The 21738-nt window shown below is 72.9% G+C and carries 20 protein-coding genes; 7 read left to right on the forward strand and 13 right to left on the reverse strand.

Translation table 11 applies throughout. From position 1 onward, the window contains the following. Positions 1-73: 73 nt before the first annotated feature. The 3 genes from ACO03V_RS08900 to ACO03V_RS08910 are packed head-to-tail and all read left to right on the forward strand — an operon-like array spanning position 74 to position 3857. Positions 74-1564: an FAD-dependent monooxygenase gene (locus ACO03V_RS08900; RefSeq protein WP_423137341.1), complete on the forward strand. Its 1491-nt coding sequence runs from the start codon at positions 74-76 to the stop codon at positions 1562-1564. Beyond that, positions 1561-3246 (forward strand): (2,3-dihydroxybenzoyl)adenylate synthase, encoded by a 1686-nt coding sequence (locus tag ACO03V_RS08905; RefSeq protein ID WP_423137342.1) that lies wholly within the window; start codon positions 1561-1563, stop codon positions 3244-3246. The genes ACO03V_RS08900 and ACO03V_RS08905 overlap by 4 nt, the downstream gene beginning before the upstream one ends. Then, positions 3246-3857 carry a flavin reductase family protein gene (locus ACO03V_RS08910; protein WP_423137343.1) on the forward strand — a complete coding sequence of 204 codons (612 nt, stop codon included), beginning with the start codon at positions 3246-3248 and terminating at the stop codon, positions 3855-3857. Before ACO03V_RS08905 ends, ACO03V_RS08910 begins: the two co-directional genes overlap by 1 nt. A gap of 69 nt (positions 3858-3926) precedes the next feature. On the opposite strand, the gene ACO03V_RS08915 is transcribed toward ACO03V_RS08910, so the two are convergent. The 3 genes from ACO03V_RS08915 to ACO03V_RS08925 are packed head-to-tail and all read right to left on the reverse strand — an operon-like array spanning position 3927 to position 6651. Next, positions 3927-4733, reverse strand: coding sequence for a maleylpyruvate isomerase family mycothiol-dependent enzyme (locus tag ACO03V_RS08915; protein WP_423137344.1), 807 nt, complete (start codon positions 4731-4733; stop codon positions 3927-3929). Next, positions 4730-5554 carry a fumarylacetoacetate hydrolase family protein gene (locus tag ACO03V_RS08920; RefSeq protein ID WP_423137345.1) on the reverse strand — a complete coding sequence of 275 codons (825 nt, stop codon included), beginning with the start codon at positions 5552-5554 and terminating at the stop codon, positions 4730-4732. Before ACO03V_RS08920 ends, ACO03V_RS08915 begins: the two co-directional genes overlap by 4 nt. After that, on the reverse strand, positions 5551-6651 hold the full coding sequence (locus ACO03V_RS08925; protein ID WP_423137346.1) for a cupin domain-containing protein: 1101 nt from the start codon (positions 6649-6651) through the stop codon (positions 5551-5553). The genes ACO03V_RS08920 and ACO03V_RS08925 overlap by 4 nt, the downstream gene beginning before the upstream one ends. Before the next feature lie 199 nt (positions 6652-6850). On the opposite strand from ACO03V_RS08925, the gene ACO03V_RS08930 reads away from it, so the two are divergent. Together ACO03V_RS08930 and ACO03V_RS08935 are read left to right on the forward strand one after the other, a co-directional pair. Further along, positions 6851-7663: an alpha/beta fold hydrolase gene (locus ACO03V_RS08930; RefSeq protein ID WP_423137347.1), complete on the forward strand. Its 813-nt coding sequence runs from the start codon at positions 6851-6853 to the stop codon at positions 7661-7663. 59 nt (positions 7664-7722) lie between these two features. Continuing rightward, positions 7723-8310, forward strand: a complete 588-nt coding sequence (locus ACO03V_RS08935) for a histidine phosphatase family protein (RefSeq protein WP_423137348.1) — start codon at positions 7723-7725, stop codon at positions 8308-8310. A 169-nt stretch (positions 8311-8479) separates the two neighbouring features. Here ACO03V_RS08935 and ACO03V_RS08940 read toward each other — a convergent pair whose 3' ends face one another. Genes ACO03V_RS08940 through pdhA form a run of 8 tightly spaced genes read right to left on the reverse strand, consistent with a single transcriptional unit; the run spans position 8480 to position 18180 of the window. Next, positions 8480-9289: an HpcH/HpaI aldolase/citrate lyase family protein gene (locus ACO03V_RS08940; protein ID WP_423137349.1), complete on the reverse strand. Its 810-nt coding sequence runs from the start codon at positions 9287-9289 to the stop codon at positions 8480-8482. Positions 9290-9335: 46 nt separating this feature from the next. Continuing rightward, entirely contained in the window at positions 9336-9803 is a 468-nt protein-coding gene (locus tag ACO03V_RS08945; RefSeq protein ID WP_367726997.1) for a MaoC family dehydratase, read from the reverse strand. Next, a complete protein-coding gene (locus ACO03V_RS08950) occupies positions 9800-10975 on the reverse strand; it encodes an acyl-CoA dehydrogenase family protein (protein ID WP_423137350.1) in 1176 nt (391 codons plus the stop codon). Before ACO03V_RS08950 ends, ACO03V_RS08945 begins: the two co-directional genes overlap by 4 nt. Beyond that, the gene (locus ACO03V_RS08955) at positions 10972-12969 is read right to left on the reverse strand and encodes an acetyl/propionyl/methylcrotonyl-CoA carboxylase subunit alpha (RefSeq protein ID WP_423137351.1); all 1998 of its coding nucleotides are present in this window, start codon (positions 12967-12969) and stop codon (positions 10972-10974) included. Before ACO03V_RS08955 ends, ACO03V_RS08950 begins: the two co-directional genes overlap by 4 nt. Positions 12970-12971: 2 nt before the next feature. Continuing rightward, positions 12972-14537, reverse strand: a complete 1566-nt coding sequence (locus ACO03V_RS08960) for a carboxyl transferase domain-containing protein (protein ID WP_423137352.1) — start codon at positions 14535-14537, stop codon at positions 12972-12974. Positions 14538-14556: 19 nt separating this feature from the next. Next, positions 14557-16014 carry a dihydrolipoamide acetyltransferase family protein gene (locus tag ACO03V_RS08965; protein WP_423137353.1) on the reverse strand — a complete coding sequence of 486 codons (1458 nt, stop codon included), beginning with the start codon at positions 16012-16014 and terminating at the stop codon, positions 14557-14559. Further along, on the reverse strand, positions 16011-17015 hold the full coding sequence (locus ACO03V_RS08970) for an alpha-ketoacid dehydrogenase subunit beta (protein WP_423137354.1): 1005 nt from the start codon (positions 17013-17015) through the stop codon (positions 16011-16013). Before ACO03V_RS08970 ends, ACO03V_RS08965 begins: the two co-directional genes overlap by 4 nt. A 52-nt stretch (positions 17016-17067) precedes the next feature. Beyond that, positions 17068-18180, reverse strand: coding sequence for a pyruvate dehydrogenase (acetyl-transferring) E1 component subunit alpha (pdhA, locus tag ACO03V_RS08975; RefSeq protein WP_423137501.1), 1113 nt, complete (start codon positions 18178-18180; stop codon positions 17068-17070). A 175-nt stretch (positions 18181-18355) separates the two neighbouring features. On the opposite strand from pdhA, the gene ACO03V_RS08980 reads away from it, so the two are divergent. Continuing rightward, positions 18356-18844 carry an Lrp/AsnC family transcriptional regulator gene (locus tag ACO03V_RS08980; protein WP_387054615.1) on the forward strand — a complete coding sequence of 163 codons (489 nt, stop codon included), beginning with the start codon at positions 18356-18358 and terminating at the stop codon, positions 18842-18844. 105 nt (positions 18845-18949) lie between these two features. On the opposite strand, the gene ACO03V_RS08985 is transcribed toward ACO03V_RS08980, so the two are convergent. Further along, positions 18950-19942 (reverse strand): DMT family transporter, encoded by a 993-nt coding sequence (locus ACO03V_RS08985; protein WP_367727004.1) that lies wholly within the window; start codon positions 19940-19942, stop codon positions 18950-18952. Positions 19943-20066: 124 nt separating this feature from the next. On the opposite strand from ACO03V_RS08985, the gene ACO03V_RS08990 reads away from it, so the two are divergent. Beyond that, positions 20067-20627 carry a CGNR zinc finger domain-containing protein gene (locus ACO03V_RS08990; RefSeq protein ID WP_423137355.1) on the forward strand — a complete coding sequence of 187 codons (561 nt, stop codon included), beginning with the start codon at positions 20067-20069 and terminating at the stop codon, positions 20625-20627. Between the two features lie 160 nt (positions 20628-20787). Here the strand turns inward: ACO03V_RS08990 and ACO03V_RS08995 are convergent, their stop codons facing one another. Continuing rightward, positions 20788-21693 (reverse strand): alpha/beta fold hydrolase, encoded by a 906-nt coding sequence (locus ACO03V_RS08995; protein ID WP_423137356.1) that lies wholly within the window; start codon positions 21691-21693, stop codon positions 20788-20790. Between the last annotated feature and the right edge of the window lie 45 nt (positions 21694-21738).

Consider the following 21738-nt stretch of genomic DNA (forward strand, 5'->3'; position numbering starts at 1 on the left):
AGCTGGCGCACGCCGTCTTCACGTTGCATACTCGATGGGTCGTCATCGCCGAGATCTCAGCAAGGAGGCTGACATGCGTATCGCCGTCATCGGAGGCGGGCCCAGCGGTCTGTTGTTCGCGGCCCTGGCCGCCCGTACCATCCCCGACTCCCACGTGGACCTGTTCGAACGCAACCGCGCCGACGAGGCGTTCGGTTTCGGGGTCGTCTTCTCCGACGCCACGCAGAGCGGGGTGGATGCCGCCGACTCGGCGCTCCGCGAGACCCTCGACGCCTCGGGAGTGCGGTGGGATGCCATTCGCGTCACCGTCAAAGGCGAGACGTTGTCGTTCCTGGGCAACGGGATGGGCGCGGTGCTGCGCAAGGACCTGCTCGCCGCCCTCCAGCAACGGGCCGCCGCGGCCGGCGCGCACCTGCACTTCTCGACCGCACGGCGGGCGGACGAGCTGACGGACTACGACGTCGTGGTCGCCGCCGACGGTGCCAACTCGCTCACGCGCGCCGCGATCGGCGATGACACGCTGGGCGTGTCGTACGAGACGGCCGCGGCGAAGTTCATCTGGTTCGCCACCGACGCCGCCTTCGAGGGGCTGACGTTCCTGCACACTCACGTCGAACACCTCCCTGCCGATGTGCCCGGGGTGTTCGCCGCCCACGCCTATCCGATCGGCGGCGGGCTCTCGACGTTCATCGTCGAGACCGACGAGCAGACCTGGCGTGCCACGGGGCTCGACGGCTTCGACCAGGCCCTGCCGCCCGGCCCGAGCGACGAACACAGCAGGGAACACCTCGAGCAGATCTTCGCGCCCCTCATCGACGGTGCACGCCTCATCGGCAACAACTCGCGCTGGGGGAACTTCCGCACGATCCGAGCCCGGAGCTGGCATCACGGCAACATCGTGCTGCTCGGCGATGCCGTGCACACCGCGCACTTCTCGGTGGGGAGCGGGACCAAGATGGCGCTGGAGGATGCGATCGCTTTCGCGGACGCCCTGGCGGCGCACCCCGGCGACGTCGAGGCGGCCTTCACCGCATACGAGGCCGTCCGCCAGCCGCTGGTGGCACGCATCCAGGGCGCGGCGCGACCGAGCCTGTCGTGGTGGGAGAACTTCGGCACCTACTTCCACGCGTTCGAGCCGTGGCAGTTCGGCTTCCACTTCTTCTCGCGCGCTCTTCCCGCGGCCAAGATCGCCCGCCGCGATCCGGAGGCCGTGCGCCGCGCCCTGGACCGCTGGGAGAGCCGGCACGGGGCCGCGCCCCTCGAGTCGCCCATCTCGGGGCTGCTGGACCGGCGTGTCCTCCAGCGTGACGAGTTGCCCCCGTCCGTCATCGTCGCGGCCGGCACCGGCCTCGGCCCCGACGACGCCGTCCGCGAGGCCCTCGCGGACAACCCCGACGCCCGGGTCGTGCTCGTCACGGGCGGGAGTCCCCTGGACCGCCAGCTCGCCGCAGAGGCGGCACGCCTGCGACACGGCGTGGCGTCGATCATCGACGAGCCCGCGTGCGACGAGGATCGGGCCATGACCCTCGTGCTCTCGGGACGCGCGGACGCGGTGCTGCGATGAGGACCGCGGAGGGGACGACTCCCTGGCCCGCCGCGTTCGAGGAGCTCTATCGCGCCGAAGGGCTCTGGCAGCGCCGGCCGTTGGGCGACGTGTTCGCCGACTTGGTCCGTCGACACCCCGGACGCGTCGCCCTGGTCGACGACGAGGTCTCGCTGACGTACGCCGACCTGCTCGACCGCGCCGATGCGTGCGCCGCGCGGCTGCTCCGCCTCGGCATCGCACCCGACGACCGCGTCGTCGTGCAGCTGCCGAACCACTGGACCTTCGTCGTGCTCACGGTGGGGTGCCTGCGCGCCGGCATCGTCCCGGTCATGGCGCTGCCCGCTCATCGCGAGCACGAGCTGCGGCACCTCGTCGAGGCATCCGAGGCCGTCGCCATCGTCAGCCCGGACATGCTTCGCGACTTCGACCACCGTCGACTGTCCCGAGACCTGCGCGCGGCGAGTCCGACCCTGGAGCACGTGATCGTGCTGGCGGCCGACGATCATCGTCTTCCCGACGACGTCACAAGTCTCACCTCCCTGTGCGCCCCATCGGACGAGAGCACCCGGGGCCGCTCGCTTCCGGCCCCGGATGCCACGGCTGCCGCCGTCTTCCTGCTGTCCGGCGGCACGACGGGCCTGCCGAAGCTCATCGCCCGCACGCACGACGACTACCTGTGCAACATCGTGCTGACGTCCTCACCGGCGGCGATCGACGAGGACACCGTGTACCTCGCGACGTTGCCGATGGGGCACAACTTCCCCCTCGCCTGCCCGGGCGTCCTCGGAACCCTTCTCACGGGCGGCACCGTCGTGCCGCTCAGCTCACCGCGTCCGGAGAGGGCGTTCGCCGCCATCGAGCGCCACCGCGTGACGCATACCGCTGCGGTGCCGGCGGTCGTGGCATCCTGGCTCGATCACGCAGGCGTCGTCGGCGTCGAGGCTCTCCGAGCCCTCCGCGTGCTCCAGGTCGGCGGGGCGCGACTCGCCGACGAGCTCGCCGAACGCGCGGTGCGCGTGCTGCCGGGGACGGTCCAGCAGGTGTTCGGCATGGCGGAGGGCCTCGTCAACGTCACGCGGCTGGACGATCCCGTCGAGGTGATCGTGTCGACGCAGGGGCGGCCGGTGTCGGTGCACGACGAACTGCGCGTGGTCGACGAGCTGACCGGCGCGCCCGTGCGCGAGGGCGACCCCGGAGTGCTCCTCACCCGCGGCCCCTACACGCCGCGCGGCTACTACGCCGCACCGGACGCGAACGCGCGTTCGTTCACACCCGACGGGTTCTACATCACCGGCGATATCGTGCGCCTGCGGTCCGACGGCAATCTCGTCGTGGAGGGCCGCAGCAAGGACATGATCAACCGCGGGGGCGAGAACGTCTCCGCCGAAGAGGTCGAGAACCTCGTCTACCGCCTGCCCGCGGTGCGTCTGGCCGCCGCCGTCGCGATGCCGCACGTCACGCTCGGCGAGACGGTGTGTCTGTTCGCGGTGCTTCACGAGGGACACGCGCTCGACCTCGACGCGGTGCGCGCGCACTTCGAGAGGTCGGGGGTGGCGGCCTTCAAACACCCCGACCGGCTCGTGACGGTGAGCGAGCTGCCGCTGACCAAGGTCGGCAAGATCGACAAGAAGGCGCTGCGCGAGCGCCTCGTGACACCGCACGCAGCCCCCGGGCTCACCGCATCCGGAAGGACCGTCTGATGTTCATCGACGCCGCTGACCTCTCACCCGCTGAGACCTATCGCCTTCTCGTCGGCTCGGTCGTGCCGCGGCCGATCGCCTGGGTCACGAGCGGCCTCGAGCCCGTGAACCTCGCGCCCTTCAGCTCGTTCACGTGGGTGAGCCAGCATCCGGCGATGCTCGGCTTCACCGTCAACAAGCGCGCGAACGGCCGGAAGGACACGATCCGCAACATCGAGGAGCACGGCCAGTTCGTCGTGAACATCGCCGACGAGACGATGCTCGAGGCGCTGCACGCCAGTTCGGAATGGATGCCGCCGGACGTCGGCGAAGCCGACCGCTTGGGCCTCGCACTCGCGCCGTCCCGGGTGATCGGCACCCCGGGCCTCGCCGACGCACCGGTGCGCATGGAATGCCGGCATCACTCCACGACGGCGTTCAGCCCGACGGGCGGGGAGTTCGTCGTGGGGACGGTCCTGGGCTGGACGGTGCGCGACGACGTCGTGCGCATCGGGGCGACGGGTGCGGCGAGCATCGACACGCAACTGCTCCGCCCGATCGGCCGGCTCGCGGGTCCGCGTTACACTCCGCTCGGCGACGTGGTCGAGCTCCCCCCGGTGCCGGGCGGCTGAGGCTTCAGCGGGAGGGGACGCCGCGAGCACGACCGCTCGCGGCGCCCCCTCCCTTTTCGGGCAGACCGCTCAGAACCAGGGCGCGATCTCCGGCAGCTCCCCGCCACCCACGACGCGCAACCGCCGTGCACCGCGCCCCGCGAGCCAGCGCGCGAGGTCGGCCGCGGCGCCCTCGACCCGCGGTCCGCCCTGTCCGTACGCCCCGAGCGCGGTCTCACGATCGGTCGCGCGCAGCACCACCGCGCCCGGATCCCCGCGCCGAGTCCACGCACGGAACACGTCGGAGACGATCCCGTCGATCACCGCCGGCGGGAAGTCGAGGAACGATCCCCCGTTGCCGAGGTCGACCGCATGGACCCACACCTCCTTCGCGCGCATCCAGGCCGTCTCACGCGCCGGCACCGCGCGTCCCTCCGCCGTGACGACCGCGGCATCCCAGTGCGCGTCCGTGAGGTCGCGCCACTCGACGTCGAGGTGCACCGCGGCGTGATCGACGAGGTGCCGCAGGGCGCGCGTGGGAAGGGTGGCGCCGAGGGCGATCTCCTCGTCGCGCTGCGTGTCCGAGGAGTACATGCGGCTCTCGACACCCGTCCGCGCCCCCTCGACCGATCGGGCGACGGCGCGGGCGTGGTAGCCGACGTGCGCGACGACATGCCGCCGCGACCACCCCGGCAGCAGACTCGGCGCGTCGAGGTCGGCGTCGTCGAGCTGCATGAGCCGGCGCGCGAAGTACGCGGTGCCCCGGCGCGCGAGGTCGAGGTGCGCGTGCGGTGCCGCGTCGGCGTCGTAGCGTGCACCGGCGCCCTGCCGCTCGCGCAGTGCGAGCTGCTCCGGGCTCAGCGCGGGCAGCTCCCGGCGTGGCGCACCGGCGCTCACGGCTGCTCCGTCACGAAACGGTTGGTGAGCGTGCCGATGCCGTCGACCGTGACCTCGACGACGGAGCCGGACGTCAGGTACTCACGCGGATCGCGCGCGTGGCCGACGCCGCCGGGGGTCCCGGTGAGGATGACGTCGCCGGGGCGGAGCGTCGTGATCGTCGAGACGTAGCGCACGAGGTCGACCGGCCCGTGCACGAGGTCGTGGATGTCGCCCCGCTGCTTCACGACACCGTCCACCGACGTCGTCATGCGCGCATCCGACGGGATCTCGTCGGGTGTGACCAGGAACGGCCCGAGCGGGGTGGATCGCTCCCAGATCTTTCCCTGCAGCCATTCGCGCGTCCGGGACTGCCAGTCGCGCATCGAGGCGTCGTTCGCGATGGTGTAGCCGGCGATGGCATCCTCCGCCTGCTCCGCCGTCGCACGACGCACCGTCGATCCGATGACGACCGCGAGCTCGCCCTCCCAGTCGACCTCCGCGCTCTCGGGCGGCAGCGCGATGTCCTCCCCCGCGGCGGCGAGCGTGTCCGCGAACTTCGCGAACAGCACGGGGCGCTCGGGCAGCTCGCGCTTCATCTCCCGGATGTGCGCGCGGTAGTTGAGGCCGACGCACACGATCTTGCTCGGAGCGAGGATGACGGGGGCGAAGCGGACGGCATCCATTCCGACTACCGGCCCCGCCACCGACGCGACGCCTGACGGCGAACCGGCGCGCAGGAGGTCGCCGATATCGGCGAAACCCTCGAGCACGACCACCTGCGCCCCCGCGACCCGGGCCGCTGCGGTAGAGCCCTTCCAGTGGATCGTGCTCAGCTTCACCGCTCGGTCTCCGCTTCGAACTCGCGGTACAGCCCCAGCCCCTCGAAGATCGGGGTGTCGCTGAAGTGGAACAGGTCGAGACGTGTCTCGGCCTGCGCACGGAAACGGCACCAGCTCGGCACGACGAAGATGTCGCCGTGCTCGACGGTGTACTCCTGCTCGCCGAGCAGGATCCGGCCCGTGCCCTGGAACACCTGGTAGACGTTCGAGCCGACCTCTCGGCGAACGGGCGTCGACGCGCCCTCGCGCAAGCGATGGAACTGCGCGCGGATGGTCGGCATGACGTCCCCGCCGGTCGTCGGGTTGGCGAAGCGCACGGCAGCGTGGCCGGGGCCGACGGTCGCCGGCATCCCCTCCCCCTCGAGCAGCAGCTGATCCGTGAGGGCGGCGTCGGTGTGCTCCCATCGGTACGCCCCGATGGGGCTGGACACCGTGCGGCGCAGACCGGCCAGGGGCAGGAGGCCGGGGTGGGCCCACAGGCGCTCCGAACGCGAGAAGTTCGGCGTGGCCTCATCGGTGACGCGTTCCGCGCCGAACTCGAAGAAGCCCGAGTCCATCTGGTAGGCGAAGGGGATGTCGAGACCGTCGATCCAGGTCATCGACTCGTCGGTCTCGTTGTGGTGACCGTGGAAGTGCCATCCCGGGGTCAGCAGGAAGTCGCCGCGGCTCATGCGCACCGGGTCGCCGTTGACGACGGTCCAGACGCCCTCACCGGAGGTGACGAACCGGAAGGCGTTCTGCGAGTGCCGGTGCTCGGGCGCGGTCTCCCGAGGGCCCAGCTGCTGGATCGCCGCCCACAGGGTCGGCGAGATGTACGCGCGCCCGCCCATGCCGGGGTTGGCGAGGCCGATGGCACGGCGCTCACCGCCGCGTCCGACGGGCACGAGGTCTCCGGCACGCTCGGCGAGCGGGCGCAGGGCGCTCCAGCGCCACACCCACGGGACCGCCTTGGGCTGCGGCGCCTGCGGCATCAGGTCGTCGAGCTGCGTCCACAGGGGGATGAGGTGCTGGTCGTCGAAGCCGTTGTAGAGCTTGCGCAGTTCCGGGGTGTCCTCGGGCTGCATGGCGTTCTCGACCGGCGCGGTCGCGTGGCTCATCGGTCCTCCTCGATCGTCGATGTGCAACAACAATGCGTTACGCGGTTCCGTCTTGCAACCGTTTTTCGTTGCACGTTTGGATATTGGGAACGTTTCTGTTGCGCTCGCCGTCCATCTGTTACACGATGTGGGCCACGGGACGCTCGACGCCCCGCCCATCGGCATCCGGTGGGAGACACCGTTCTGCAAGGAGGCAGACATGTCCGATATCGAGCACGCTCTGACCGCGTCCGCCGATGGCACCCCGATCGCCTACTTCCGCCGCGGCACCGGCCCCGCCGTCGTCGTCACGCACGGCAGCATCGCCACGAAGGAACAGTGGCTCCCGGCGAGCGAAGCCCTCGCCGAGCATGTGACGCTGTACGTCTACGACCGCCGCGGGCGCGGGGGGACCGGCGACGCCGACGGCTATTCCCTCGACGACGAGCTCGCCGACATCGCCGCGATGAGGGAGGTCGCCGGCGCCGGCGCCCATCTGCTCGGCCACTCGTTCGGCGCACTCGCGACCCTCGCCTACGCCCGGCGGCACGGGCTGGGCGGCGGGACGCTCATCGCCTACGAACCGCCGCTCGCCGTGCAGGGCGCGGTCGCGGGGGACCGCCTCGACGGGTATCGGGAGCTGGTGGACGCCGGCCGCCTCGACGCCGCACTCGAGTATGCGCTCGTGAACTTCGTACGTGTGCCGGCGGAGGCGATCCCGTTCATCCGCGAGACACCGCTGTGGGGTGCGAGTGCTCCTCTCACACCGACGTGGGTGCGGGAGCTCGTCGAGATCGACGCGCTCGGGGACGACCTGTCGGCATACGCCGAGATCGACGCGCCGACCCATCTCATCACCGGCACCGCCACGACCCCCTTCCTCTTCCAGTCGGTGCACGACCTCGCCGCGGTGATCCCCGGGGCGACGGTCACCGAGATCCCCGGCGCCGACCACTTCGCCCATCTGTCCGACCCCGCCGGTTTCGCGGGTGTCGTCGTCGAGGCGGTGAGCCGCTCGGCCGTCACGGAGTAGCGGCGCCGGTCGCACCCTCGCCCGGCCGACGGCGGAGCCCGCCGGGTTAGGCTCGGACGGTGACGATCCTCACCCTTGTCCGCCACGGCGAGACCGACTGGAACGCCGGCGGTCGCATCCAGGGCTCGACCGACATCCCGCTGAACGCGACCGGTCGGGCGCAGGCGCGCGAGGTCGGCGAGATCCTCGCTGCGGAGTACGCCGGCCGCGCGGCCTTCGTCGTCTCCAGCGACCTGTCCCGCGCCGCGGAGACGGCCGACGTCATCGCGGCGGCCCTCGGCACGAGCGTCGCGCGGCGCCTGCCCGGCCTGCAGGAGCGCTCCTACGGCGATGCGGAGGGGATGGATGCCGCCACCTTCTACGCCACGTACGGCCCCTGGCACGCGGCGAACGTGCCGAACGCCGAGGCGTGGCCGGTCGTGCGCGAGCGCGCCCTGGCCGCGCTGGCCGAGGCCGTCGCCGCGGCGCCCGCCGACACCGACCTCATCGCGGTCGCGCACGGCGCGCTGATCCGCGAGGTCATCATGCACGCGACCGACGGGGAGTTCCCGCGCGAGGGCGAGCGCCTGCCGAACTGCTCCGTCACGACGTTCCGCCTGGACGACGAGGCGTGGGAGATGCTGGCCTACGCCGGCGTCGCCACCTGACCCCCGGTCCCCCTCGCTGGTTCTCCCCGCGCCCCCTGCCCTTCTGCCCCTGCGCTGACGTGGCGCACACGTACGCGGCGCGGGTAGCCCCGCGTACATTCGCGCCACGTCACGGCCGAAGGCGCGAGCTACCGGCGGGCAGTGGCGGGAGCAACGGCGCCGGCGCGGGTCAGCGCTCGCGCTGCAGCACCCGACGCGCGTGCCGCAGGATTGGCTCGTCGATCATGCGACCCCGAAAGCGGAACACGCCACCCTCCCCCTCCGCCGCGGCGAGCACCGCACGGGCCCATCCGACCTCCGCGGAGGACGGCGCGTACGCCGAACGGATGGTCTCGACCTGACCCGGGTGGATGCAGGCGGTGGCGGCGAACCCGGACGCCGCGGCATCCCGAGCCTCCTCCGCCAGGCCGTCCACGTCGGCGATGTCGACGTGCACCGCGTCGATGGCCGCCTTCCCGGCCGCCCCGGCCGCGAGCAGCACGCGCGCCCGGGCGAGGCGCGCGACGTCGCGGTAGGTGCCGTCGTCGCGGCGGCTGGCGGTGCCGCCGAGGCTGGCGACGAGATCCTCCGCGCCCCACATCAGTGCGACGACGTGCGGAACGGCGGCGAGCTGCTCGGCGGCGACCACCCCGCGCGCGGTCTCGCACAGCACGACCACCTCGTACCCGGACAGGGCGGAGAGGGATGCCACGTCCTCCGCCTTCGCGACCATGACCCGGCGCACGCGGGTCGCGGCCAGCGCGGCGAGGTCCCGCGCGAAGTCCTCGCTCCCCAGGGCGTTCACGCGCACGACGAGGCGGTCGGGGTCCGGGTCGGCGTCGACCAGCGCCGCCCGCGCGGCGGCCTTCGCGTCGGGGGCCACCGCATCCTCGAGGTCGAGGATGGCGGCATCCGCCCGGTCCAGCGCCTTCGCGAGACGATCGGGACGGTCCCCGGGGACGAACAGCAGGGCCGGCCCGAGATCGAACGCACGGGTCATCGTGCTCCCTCCCCGCGTCGCCGGAACGGCGGCATATCCGCGCGGCTCACCGCCCTCTCCCCTCGCTCCAGACGAGGACCGTCCGTGTCGCGGTCGCCACGATCTCGTCGTTCTGCGAGCGGCCGGTGTGGGCGAGCACGACGACGCCCTGCCCGGGCCGCGAGGCGGAGGGCCGGACCGACACCACCTCGGTCTGCGCGCTGAGGGTGTCCCCGACGAACAGCGGGGCGGGGAAGCTCACGTCCGTCAACCCGAGCTGGGCGACGAGCGTGCCCTGCGTCAGCTGCGCGACCGACAGGCCGACGAGGGTGGACAGCGTCCACATCGAGTTGACGAGGGGCCGCCCGAAGGGCTGGGTCGCCGCGTAGGCGGCATCCAGGTGCAGCGCCTGCGTGTTCATCGTCAGCGTCGTGAAGAGGACGTTGTCCGCGTCGGTGACGGTGCGCCCGGGCCGGTGCGCGTACCGCTCGCCGACGACGAACTCCTCCAGGTACAGGCCGCGCTGCTCGATCATGCCGCCACGGTACCGGTGAGCCCGAGCGCCCGCGAGATGACCATGAGCTGGACCTCGGTGGTCCCCTCTCCGATCTCGAGGATCTTCGAGTCCCGGTAGTGGCGCGCGACGGGGTACTCGTTGATGAACCCGTTGCCGCCGAACACCTGCGTCGCGTCGCGCGCGTTGGCCATGGCGGCGTCGCTGGCGGTCATCTTCGCCACCGCGGCCTCCACCGAGAAGGGCTTCCCGGCGTCGCACAGCCGCGCCGCGTGCACCCACGCCAGTCGCGCGGTGTGGACACGGGCGTGCATGCGGGCCAGCAGGAACTGGATGCTCTGCCGCGTCGACAGCCGCTCGCCGAAGACGGTGCGGCTGCGCGCGTAGTCGACGGCCGCCTCCAGGCATCCCTCCGCCGCCCCCGTCGCGAGCGCGGCGATGGCGACGCGCCCCTCGTCGAGGGTGCGCAGGAAGTTCTTGAACCCCTGCCCGCGCTGGCCCAGCAGGTTCGCCGCGGGCACGCGCACGCCGTCGAAGGTGAGGGGGTGCGTGTCGGACGCGTTCCAGCCGACCTTGTCGTACGCGGGCCCCACGGTGAAGCCGGGGGTGCCGTTGGGCACGATGATCGTCGAGATCTCGGGGCGGTCGCCGGTCCGGCCGGTGACCGCCGTCACGGTGACGAAACGGGTGATCGCCGTGCCGGAGTTGGTGATGAACTGCTTCGACCCGTCGACGACCCACTCGTCCCCGTCGAGACGGGCGGTCGTGCGCGAGGCGCCGGCGTCGCTGCCCGCCTCGGCCTCGGTCAGCCCGAACCCGGCGAGGGCGCGTCCGGCGACGAGGTCGGGCAGGTACTCGTCCTTCTGCGCCGGGGAGCCGTAGCGGTAGATCGGCATGGCTCCGAGCCCGACACCGGCCTCGAGGGTGATCGCGAGGGACTGGTCGACGCGCGCGATGCCCTCGATCGCCACGCACAGCGCCGCGTAGTCGCCGCCCTGTCCGCCGACCTCCTCGGGGAAGGGCAGCCCGAACAGCCCGAACTCGCCCATCTGGGCGACGATGTCGAGCGGAAGCTCGTGCGCGCGGTCCGCCTCGTAGGAGCGGGGCGCGACCACCTCGTCGGCGAACTCCCGCACCATCGTCCCGAGCTCTCGTTCGTCGTCGGTGAAGGCCTGCTGGCTGTCGATGCTCACGGGTGCGTCTCCTTGAGAGAGGGGGTGGGAAGGGATGCCGAGGACGCGACGTGATCGCGGACCCCGGACGGGAGAGGGACGTCGATGGATGCCGCGGCGTCGACGTGATCGCGAGGCCCGACCTCCCCGGGGGTCACGGTCGCCACGACCGCGTCGCGCGCGACCTGGGCGTCGACGGCGACGCGGACGCGCACGATGCCGGCGTGCGGGGCCACGACCGTGTGCTCCATCTTCATGGCCTCGATCGTGAGCAGCCGGGCTCCCGCGTCGACGACCGCGCCGTCGGCGGCGTGCACGGCCACGACGGTGCCCGGGAGCGGAGCGACGAGCTCCGGGGCCACGGCTCCCGGCGCGCGACCGGCCGCGGCGCGTCGGCGGGCGGCGGCGTCCCGCCGCGACACCAGCCGCAGACGGTGCGCCGCGCCGTCGGCGTGCACCCAGTACCCGACCGGACCGCCCGTGACGACGGCGCCGTCGGCGGCGCCCGGGGCGACGTCGTGCATCCGTCCGGCGTCGTCCTCCAGGACCACCGTGCGGGGAGCCTGTGCTCCGCCGGCGCGCCAAGCCCCGACGCGACCCCAGACCGAGCCGTCGGCAGGGGGCGCGGCATCCCTCTCCGCCCGTTCCGCGACGGCGGCGAGCGCGGTCTCCGACGGGGACGGGACCGCGGGCGTGCCGCGCCGGTCGAGCAGCCCCGTGTCGAGGTCGCCCGCCTGCACGGCGGGGTCGGCGAGCAGCGCCCGGAGGTCGGCGATGTTCGTGTCGACGCCGAGCACGACGGTCTCGGCGAGCGCGGCGTCGAGCCGGGCCAGGGCGGTGGCGCGGTCGGGTCCGTGGGCGACGACCTTGGCGATCATCGGGTCGTACAGGGCGCTGACGACGCTGCCGGCCTCGACGGCACTGTCGACGCGGGCGGAACCGGGATGCCACCGGCTCACGGTCCCCGTCGCGGGGAGGTAGCCGCGGGCCGGGCTCTCGGCGTACACGCGCGCTTCAATCGCGTGCCCGTCGAGGCGGAACGCGGGCAGGTCGAGGGCGAGTCCCGCGGCCACGCGCAGCTGCTGCTCGACGAGGTCGATGCCGGTGACCAGCTCGGTCACGGGGTGCTCGACCTGCAGGCGCGTGTTCATCTCGATGAAGAACGGCTCGTCGACCCGGTCCCCGGCGACGAGGAACTCCACGGTGCCCGCGCCGAGGTAGCCGACGCTGCGGGCTGCGGCCACGGCGGCGTCGCCGAGGCGCGCGCGGGCCGCGGCGTCGACCACGGGCGAGGGAGCCTCCTCGATCACCTTCTGGTGCCGCCGCTGCAGCGTGCACTCGCGCTCGCCGAGGGACACGGTCGTCCCGTCCGCGTCCGCGAGCACCTGCACCTCGATGTGCCGCGGCCGGTCGAGCAGCCGCTCCAGCAGCAGGGTGTCGTCGCCGAACGCGGCGGCGGCCACGCGGCGGGCGGTGGCGAGCGCGTCGGCGAGGTCGTCCCGGCCGGTGGCGACCGTCATCCCCTTGCCGCCGCCGCCCGCCGAGGGCTTCACGAGCAGCGGATATCCGGCGCGATCGGCCTCGTCCGCGATCCGCGCGTCCGACAGGCCCGCCGCGGAGAACCCCGGCACCGTGGGGACGCCGTGCCTCGCGACGTGCTGCTTCGCCCGGATCTTGTCCCCCATCACCTCGAGCGCCTCCACGCCCGGGCCGACGAACACGATCCCCGCGGCGATGCACGCGCGGGCGAAGCCGGCGTTCTCGCTGAGGAAGCCGTACCCCGGGTGCACGGCCTGCGCCCCCGACGACACCCCCGCCGCGATCACGGCGTCGACGTCGAGGTACGACGGCACGCGTACGGCGTGGTCGGCCTCGCGGACGTGGGGCGCGGCGGCATCCATGTCGGTGAAGACGGCGACGGAACGGATGCCGAGACGCCGGAGCGTCCGGAACACGCGGCGCGCGATCTCCCCGCGGTTGGCGACGAGCACGGTCGAGAAGAGGGGGTCGCTCACGATCACATCCGGAAGAGGCCGAAGCCCCGGTCGGCCAGCCGCACCCGGCTGACGACGTCGAGCGCGAGCCCGAGCATCGTGCGGGTGTCCACGGGGTCGATCACGCCGTCGTCCCAGAGCCGGGCGGTGGCGTAGTACGGGTCGCCCTGCTCCTCGTAGCGGGCGCGGATCGGTTCCTGGAACGCGGCGTCGTCGGCATCCGTCCACTTTTGTCCGCGCGCGACACGCTGATCGCGGGTGACGGTGGCGAGGACGGATGCCGCCTGCGCGCCGCCCATGACGGAGATGCGGCTCGACGGCCACGTCCAGAGGAACCGCGGGTCGTACGCGCGGCCGCACATGGCGTAATTGCCCGCGCCGTAGGAGCCGCCGACGAGGACGGTGAGCTTGGGGACGCGGGTCGTGGCGACGGCGGTGACCATCTTGGCGCCGTCCTTGGCGATGCCGCCGGCCTCGGCATCCCGTCCCACCATGAACCCCGTGATGTTCTGGAGGAACAGCAGGGGGATTCCGCGCTGGTCGGCGAGCTCGATGAAGTGCGCGGCCTTGAGGGCGGACTCGCTGAAGAGCACGCCGTCGTTCGCGATGATCCCGACGGGGTGTCCGTGCAGGCGCGCGAACGCCGTGATGACGCTGTCGCCGTAGAGGGCCTTGAACTCGTGCAGGGACCCGCCGTCGACGAGGGTGTCGACGACGGCGCGCATGTCGACCGGCTGGGCGACGTCGGCGGGGACGATGTCGTAGAGGTCCCGCGGGTCGCGCGCCGGGTCCGTCGGCGGGAGCACCTCCCACACCGGTGCGGGAGCCGGTGGGAGGGTCGCGACGATGTCGCGGACGATCTCCAGCGCGTGCTCGTCGTCGTCGGCGAGGTGGTCGACGACCCCCGAGCGGCGGGCGTGCAGGTCGCCGCCGCCGAGCTGCTCCGCGGTGACGTCCTCGCCGATGGCGGCCTTGACCAGCGGCGGCCCGCCGAGGAACACCGTGCCCTGGTTCCGCACGATCACGCTCTCGTCGCTCATCGCCGGGACGTACGCCCCGCCCGCGGTGCACGAGCCCAGGACGGCGGCGATCTGCGGGATGCCGCGGGCCGACAGCTGCGCCTGGTTGCGGAAGATCCGGCCGAAGTGGTCGCGGTCGGGGAACACCTCGTCCTGCAGCGGCAGGAACGCCCCGCCCGAGTCGACGAGGTACACGCACGGAAGGCGGTTCTCGAGCGCGATCTCCTGCGCTCGGAGGTGCTTCTTGACCGTGAGCGGGAAGTACGCGCCGCCCTTCACGGTGGCGTCGTTCGCGACCACCATGACGTGGCGGCCGTGGACGAGACCGATCCCGGCGACCACGCCCGCCCCCGGCGCCTCGCCGCCGTAGAGCCCGTGCGCGGCCAGCGGCGCGACCTCGAGGAACGGGCTGCCCTCGTCGAGCAGCCGGTCCACGCGATCGCGGGCCAGCAGCTTGCCGCGGGCGGTGTGCCGGGCGCGCGCCTCGTCGGACCCGCCCCGCGCGGTGCGGGCGAGGGTGTCGCGGAGGGCCCCGGCGAGGCTCTCCTGGGTCGCGGATGTCGTGCTCATGGTGCGGTCCCCTTCCGGCTCAGCGGAGCAGCATGGCCCGGCCGGGCTCCCGCAGGACGCCGGCGACGTCGGTGAGGAACCGCGCCGCCTCGGCGCCGTCGACCAGGCGGTGGTCGAACGACAGGCTCAGCGTCACGACGTCGCGGAGGGCGATGGCGCCCTCGTGCTCCCACGGCATCCGTCGCACCGCCCCGACCGCGAGGATCCCCGCCTCCCCCGGGTTGAGGATGGGCGTGCCGGCGTCCACGCCCAGGACGCCGACGTTCGTGATCGAGAAGGTCCCGCCGGTCATCGCCGCGGGGGCCGTCCGACCGGCGCGCGCCGTCGCGGTGAGCTCGGCGATCGCGTCGGCGAGGTCGACGAGCGCGAGACGGTCGGCATCCGGCACGTGCGGCACGACGAGGCCGCGGTCGGTGGCCGCCGCGATCCCCAGGTGGACGTAGTGGTGCGTCACGATCTCGCCGGCCTCCTCGTCCCAGCGCGCGTTGAGCGCCGGGGTGCGTCCGAGGGCGAGGCAGGCGGCCTTCGCGACGACGGCCAGGATGCCGATGCGGTGACCGTCGAGGGCGCGATCGCGGGTCAGCGACGCGAGCAGCTCCGTGGTCGCCGTGACGTCGACCGTGAGGAATGTCGTGGCGTGCGGAGCGGTGAACGCGCTGCGGACCATGGCGGCGGCGGTGTGCTTGCGCACTCCGCGGATGGGCGTGCGCGTGACGCGGTCGTCAGCCGCCGCGGCGGCACGCGGGGACGGAGCGCTGCCTCGCGCGGCGAACGCCTCGACGTCCTCCCGGGTGACGACCATGCCCGGCGCGGTCGTCGCCGCCACCTCCGCCAGGTCGATGCCGAGGTCCTTGGCGAGCTTGCGCACCGGCGGGGTCGAGCGCGGGCGCTCCCCCGTCGTCTGCCCGCCGGGCAGCGGCTCGGCGTCGTGGGGCATCACGTCGTGCGGTGCGGCCGCGTGCACGGCGGCATCCCGGTCGAGCACCGTGGCGGCGCCCGTCCGGGGGCGGCGCCGGGGCCGGTCGCCGCGGGTCGGGGCGGCGCCGTACCCGACGAGGTTGGGTGTGGCCCGGGTCTCCCCGTCCGCCGTCTCGTCCGTCGTGCGGAGATCCGGGACGACACGCCGCCCGGCGGCGGCGCCCACCGGCGTGTCGGCCGTGGACTCCGCGGGACGGCGGGCGGGATCGGATGCCGCAGGACGGCGGGCGGGATCGGATGCCGGCTCGGTGGCATCCCCTCCCCCGACCTCGAACGAGACGAGGGGCGCGCCGACCTCGACGACGTCTCCGGCGGCGGCGTGCAGTCCGCGGACCACGCCGGCGTACGGGGAGGGGATCTCGACGATCGCCTTGGCCGTCTCGACCTCGGCGATGGTCTGGTTGAGGGTGACCTCGTCGCCCTCGTCGACGTGCCACTGGACGACCTCCGCCTCGGGCAGTCCCTCGCCGAGGTCGGGCAGCAAGAAGCGCTCGATCATCGCGCCACCTCGCCCGGGACCCGGTCGCACACGATGTCGACGGCGTGCAGGATGCGGTCGAGGTCCGGCAGGTGGTGCCGTTCGAGCTTCGCCGGCGGATAGGGGATGTCGTGCCCGGTCACCCGCTGCGGCGCGGCCTCGAGGAACGTGAAGCACCGCTCGGTGATGCTCGCGACGATCTCCGCACCGACCCCCGCCTCGCGGGCCGCCTCGTGCGTGACGACGACGCGACCGGTCTTGCGGACGGATGCCGCCACGGTCGACATGTCGAGGGGCGACAGCGACCGCAGGTCGATCACCTCCAGCGACAGGCCCTCGTCCTCCGCGGCGAGCGCCGCGTCCAGCGCGACACGGACCTGCGCGCCGTACGTGACGATGGTGGCATCCGTCCCCTCCCGCGCGACGCGGGCGAGGTGCAGCGGCGGGGCGTCGGCGAGGTCGAGGTCGAGGTCGACCTCCCCCTTGGCGTGGTACAGCCGCTTCGGCTCGAAGAAGATGACGGGGTCGTCGGAGGCGATCGCCTGGCGGAGCAGGAGGTGGGCGTCCTGCGGGGTCGAGGCGGCCACGACGCGCAGACCCGCGGTGTGCACGAAGTACGCCTCCGGCGACTCGGAGTGGTGCTCGGCCGCGCCGACGCCGCCCGCCCACGGGATGCGGATCACCAGCGGCATCCGGACCCGCCCGTTCGTGCGGTAGTGCAGCTTGGCGACCTGGCACACGATCTGGTCGAACGCGGGGTAGACGAAGCCGTCGAACTGGATCTCGACGACCGGACGGTAGCCGCGCATGGCGAGACCGACCGCGGTGCCGACGATCCCGGCCTCGGCGAGCGGGGTGTCGATGACGCGGTCCGCCCCGAAGCGCTCGAGCAGGCCGTCGGTGACGCGGAAGACGCCGCCGAGGCGGCCGATGTCCTCGCCGAGCAGCACGACCCGGTCGTCGTCCGCGAGGGCGCCGGCCAGGGCCGCGTTCACCGCGGCGCCGAGAGTCAGCGCGACCATCAGGCGACCTCGTCCTGAGCGCCGGTGGGGCATGCGACCGTGAGAGCGACCATCACTCGTCCTCCCCGAACCCGTCGAGGTAGGCGCGGTACTCCGCCTTCTGCGCGGCGAGGGGCGCGTGCGGCTCCGCGTACACGTGGTCGAAGAGGCTGTCGGCGGGGCGGGTGGTCGCCCCGATGCACGCCGCGCGCACGTCGGCGGCCAGCGCGTCGGCGGCGGCGTCGACCTCCGCCGCCGCGTCGTCGTCGAGCAGCCCTTCGGCGCGGAGGAACGCCTCGAACCGGGCGATCGGGTCCCGTCGCGCCCACCGCTCCACCTCGGCGGCGTCGCGATAGCGGGTGGGGTCGTCGCTCGTGGTGTGCGGACCCATCCGGTACGTGACCGCTTCGAGGAACGAGGGACCCTCGCCCCGGCGGGCGCGGTCGAGCGCCCAGCGCATCGCGCCGACGCAGGCGAGCACGTCGTTGCCGTCGACGCGCATGCTGGGCACGCCGAAGCCGGGCGCGCGGCCCGCGATCGGGAACCGCGCCTGCACCGAGACCGGCTCGGAGATCGCCCACTGGTTGTTCGAGCAGACGAACACCACCGGCGCCCGGAACGACGAGGCGAACACGAGCGCCTCGTTCACATCGCCCTGGCTGGTGGCGCCGTCCCCGTAGTAGGCGACGGCGACGTCGGTGGAGCCGTCGCGCTGGGCGCCCATCGCCCAGCCGGTGGCGTGCAGGGACTGGGCCCCGATGATGATCTGCAGGGGCGCGACACCGATCGCGGCGTGGTCGTACGCGGAGTGCTCCTCGCCCCGCCAGGCGAGGACGTAGTCGGCGGGCTGAGCGCCGCGGGCGAGCAGGACGCCGTGCTCGCGGTAGCTGGGGAAGACGAAGTCCCCCGCGGCGAGCGCGTGCGCGGTGCCGATCTGGACGGCCTCCTGCCCGCGGCACGGCGCCCACAGGGCGAGCTGCCCCTGGCGCTGCAGGGCGACGCCCTCGGCGTCGAGGCGGCGGGTCAGCACCATGTCGCGATGGAGGGCGCGCAACGCGTCCGGGGCGAGGTCGGCCAACCAGGGATCGAGCGAGGGATCCGCGACGCGCGTCCCGTCCGGCTCGAGCAGTCGGGCGGTGGCCACGTCTTCCGCGAGGTCGGCGGCGTCGGTGCGGGTGTACGTCATCGTCATCCCTCCAGTCCTGTCCGCGCGCCTTATGGGTGCGTCGGACGATCCGGGTGCCGGCAGCGTCGCCGACAGGGCCGACCGTACGCGCGGAAGGCAAGCCGCTCAAGACCTGGCCTCGGAAGTGAGCAGGCTGCCCATTGCGCCGACCGTCAACGCTGCTAATGTTCGCAGCATGACCAAGCTCGACGCGGTCGACCTCGACCTCCTCCGCGCCCTGTCCGCGGATCCGCGCGCCACCGTCGTCGCCCTGGCCGAGAGCCTCGGCCTCTCGCGCAACACCGTCCAGGCGCGGATGGCCCGCCTGGAGCGCGGTGGCGTCTTCCTGTCCTACGAACGGGCACTGGCCCCCGATGCGCTCGGCTTCCCCATCGAGGCGTTCCTGCAGGTGACCGTGCGGCAGGCGGAGCTCCCCGCGATCCGCGAGGCGCTGGCGCTGGTCCCCGAGGTGGTCCAGGCGCACGGTCTCAGCGGCCAGGTGGACCTGCTCGTGCGCGTCGCGTGCCGGGACACCCAGCACCTGTTCGACACGGACGCGCGCATCCTCTCGATCGAGGGCGTCGAACGCACCGAGACCTCCCTCGTCATGGGCGAGGTCATCGGCTACCGGGTCGCGCCGCTCATGCAGCTCGCCCGCCGCGGCGCCGGGACCACCCCCGCCTGACCGGACCGTGGATGCCGCCCGCGTGGCATCCATCTCCCACCCCTCGGGTCGGAAGAACAGGGATGCCACCGGCGTGGCATCCATCCCGCCCTCCCGCTCGCGGCCTCAGGGGCTGGGGATCACCGGGATGCTCGCGGTCTCGGTGCGCGGCTCGACCGGACCGGACGCGTCGAGCTTGACGAGCACGACACCCGCGAGGATGAGGGCGCCGCCGACGAACTGGATCGGCGCGGGGGTCTCGCCGAGGAGCAGCCACGCGAAGCCGAGCGCGAACAGCACCTCCGACAGGCCGACGAACGACGCCAGGCGCGAGCCGATGAGCGGGACGGCGATGACGCCGAGCGCATACCCGACGGTGGTGGCGACGCCGCCGACCCACAGCAGCGGGAGGATGCCGGGCACCTCGAGTCCCGCGAGCTCCACGGTGATGGAGGGGGCGGCGAAGGGCAGGACGCCGACGAGGACCAGCGCGCCCATGAGGGCGGTTCCGACGAGCAGTCCCCCGGCCGCCAGGGCGAGCGGCGGGAGGTCGTCGCCGGCGCGGCCCGCGATGACGAAGTAGGCCGCGGCGCACACGGCCGCGCACAGGGCGAACACGGTGCCGAGCAGGTCGAAGCGCGCACCGCTGATGTCGACGACGAGGACGAGTCCGGTCATCGCGACCACCGACCCGATGACGACCGCCCGCGACGGCGCGCGGCGGGTCCGGACCCAGACGGCGATGACGATGAGCACGGGAGCGATGTACTGGATGAGCAGCGCGACGGCGACCGGCATGCGCTGCATCGCGGAGAAGTAGAACAGCTGGCACCCGGCGACGGCGGTCAGGCCGAAGGCCGCGATGAGAAGGCCGTGACGGCGGAGGAAGCCGCGCTGCCGGCGGATCGCGAGGACCAGAGCGGGCGAGAGCAGCAGCGCCGCCAGGCCCATGCGGACGATGAGCACCGCGCCGAGCGACCACCCGCCGTCGAGGAGCGGCTTGACGAACGGGCCGCTGGAGGAGAACGCGAGCGCCGACGCGACGGCGATCGCGAGCCCGGTGACCGCGCCGGAGCCCTGACGGACGGGGCGCGGGAGGGTGACGGGCGTCGTGGTCATGCGGATTCCTCTGGACAGGGGCGAAGCGGCGGCCGCGTTCCCGGATCGCGGGGGCGGCGAACGCTGTCATGAGTGAACAGCGTTTACACTCGTGACAGTACGGCCCGACATGTCAGGAGTCAAGATGGTCTTCATCCGTGACACCGAACTGGTGCTGCGTGCCGCCGTGGAGCTGGTCAACACGCTCCCCCACACCGAGGTGAGCGGCGTCGACACGCTCACGCGGCCGGCCGACCTCGAGGCGTTCGTCACGGCGCACGGATACACCGGATCGCGCACGCGCGACGAGGACGAGCTGGCCCGGGTCCGCGGCATCCGGAGTCGCCTCCTGGAGCTGTGGCGGGTCGATCGCGACGGCGCCGTCCCGCTCGTGAACGCGATGCTCGCCGACGGGCGGACCCTCCCTCAGCTGGTGCGGCACGACGGGATGGACTGGCACATCCACGCGAGCGATCCCGACGAGCCGCTGGCGATGCGCATCCTCGTCGAGACCGCGCTGGCGTTCGTCGACGTGATCCGCGCCGACGAGTACGCCCGCGTGCGGGTGTGCGACGCCGACGACTGCGAAGGCGTCTACGTCGACTTCTCGAAGAACGGCTCGAAGCGCTACTGCGACGCCGGCAACTGCGGCAACCGCATGAACGTCATCGCGTACCGCAGGCGCAAGGCCGAGACCACCGCGTAGGCCCGCGTGTTCTCGCGCTGAGGTGTCACAGATGTACGCGAGAGCCCGCGCGGCGCGTGCATCTGCGCCATGTCACCGCCCCTGCGACGCCCGACCCTTCTCGCGCTGAGGTGTCGCAGATGTACGCGAAAGCCCGCGCGGCGCGTGCATCTGCGCCACCTCAACGCCCGGCGGTCTCGCGCAGGAAGTCCCGGATGGCGGATGCCGCCGCCTGCGGGGTCTCGTAGTGGATGAGGTGCCCGACGTCGGGGATCTCGACGAGCCGGGCGTCGGGGAACAGCGTCGCGAGGTGGCGCTCGGCCTCGATCGGGGTGATGTCGTCCTTCTCGGCCGCGATGAGCAGCGTGGGCTGCGTGATGCGCGGCGCGGACTCCCGGACGTCGTGCGAGACGCTCGTCACGAACGCCTCGTGCAGAACGTCGCGGTCGGCGAAGCGCGAGAAGTACTCGTCGTGCTGCTCGTGCACGAACCGGCGCAGATCGGGGTCGCGCGTCTTGGCCATCGCGTTGCTCATGACCCGGACGATGAGGCCGTTGCGGAGCAGGGCGTCGCCGAGGCGGCGGGGCAGTCTGGCCCCGGCGAGGTAGTAGAAGACGGCGAGGCGGGTGAGGATGCCGCGGGGTCCCTCGAGCGCGGGGGCGCCGATCGGGTTGACGAGGATGAGCTTCGGCGTCGCGAGCCCCTGCGCGACCGCGGCCGACGCGACGATCGAGCCGAACGAGTGCCCGAGCACGACGGCATCCGGAGCCACCACCTCCACGAACGCGCGCAGCCAGCGGGCGTAGCCGTCGAGATCGTGCGGCTGCCCGGCGAACGGCGGCGTCTCGCCGAAGCCGGGCAGGTCGGGAGAGATGACGCGGATGCCGCGCAGGTGCGCCACGACGGGCTCGAGGCCGTGGTGCTCGCCGCGGAAGCCGTGCACGGCGACGATCGTCGGGCGGGGGTCGGCCGGAGCGGTGTCGGCGTCGTCGCCGTAGACCCAGTACGCGGTGCGGGTGCCGCCGATCTCGATCTCGCGGCGGGTGACCGGGACCTCGGCGAGGAGGGACGCGTACGGGTTCGGCACGCGGTCGAGTTTATGTCGTGCGGCGGCGCGGTCCGGGGCGACGGC

Origin of the sequence: Microbacterium sp. HMH0099 (assembly GCF_049384025.1) — a bacterium.
Lineage (GTDB): Bacteria > Actinomycetota > Actinomycetes > Actinomycetales > Microbacteriaceae > Microbacterium.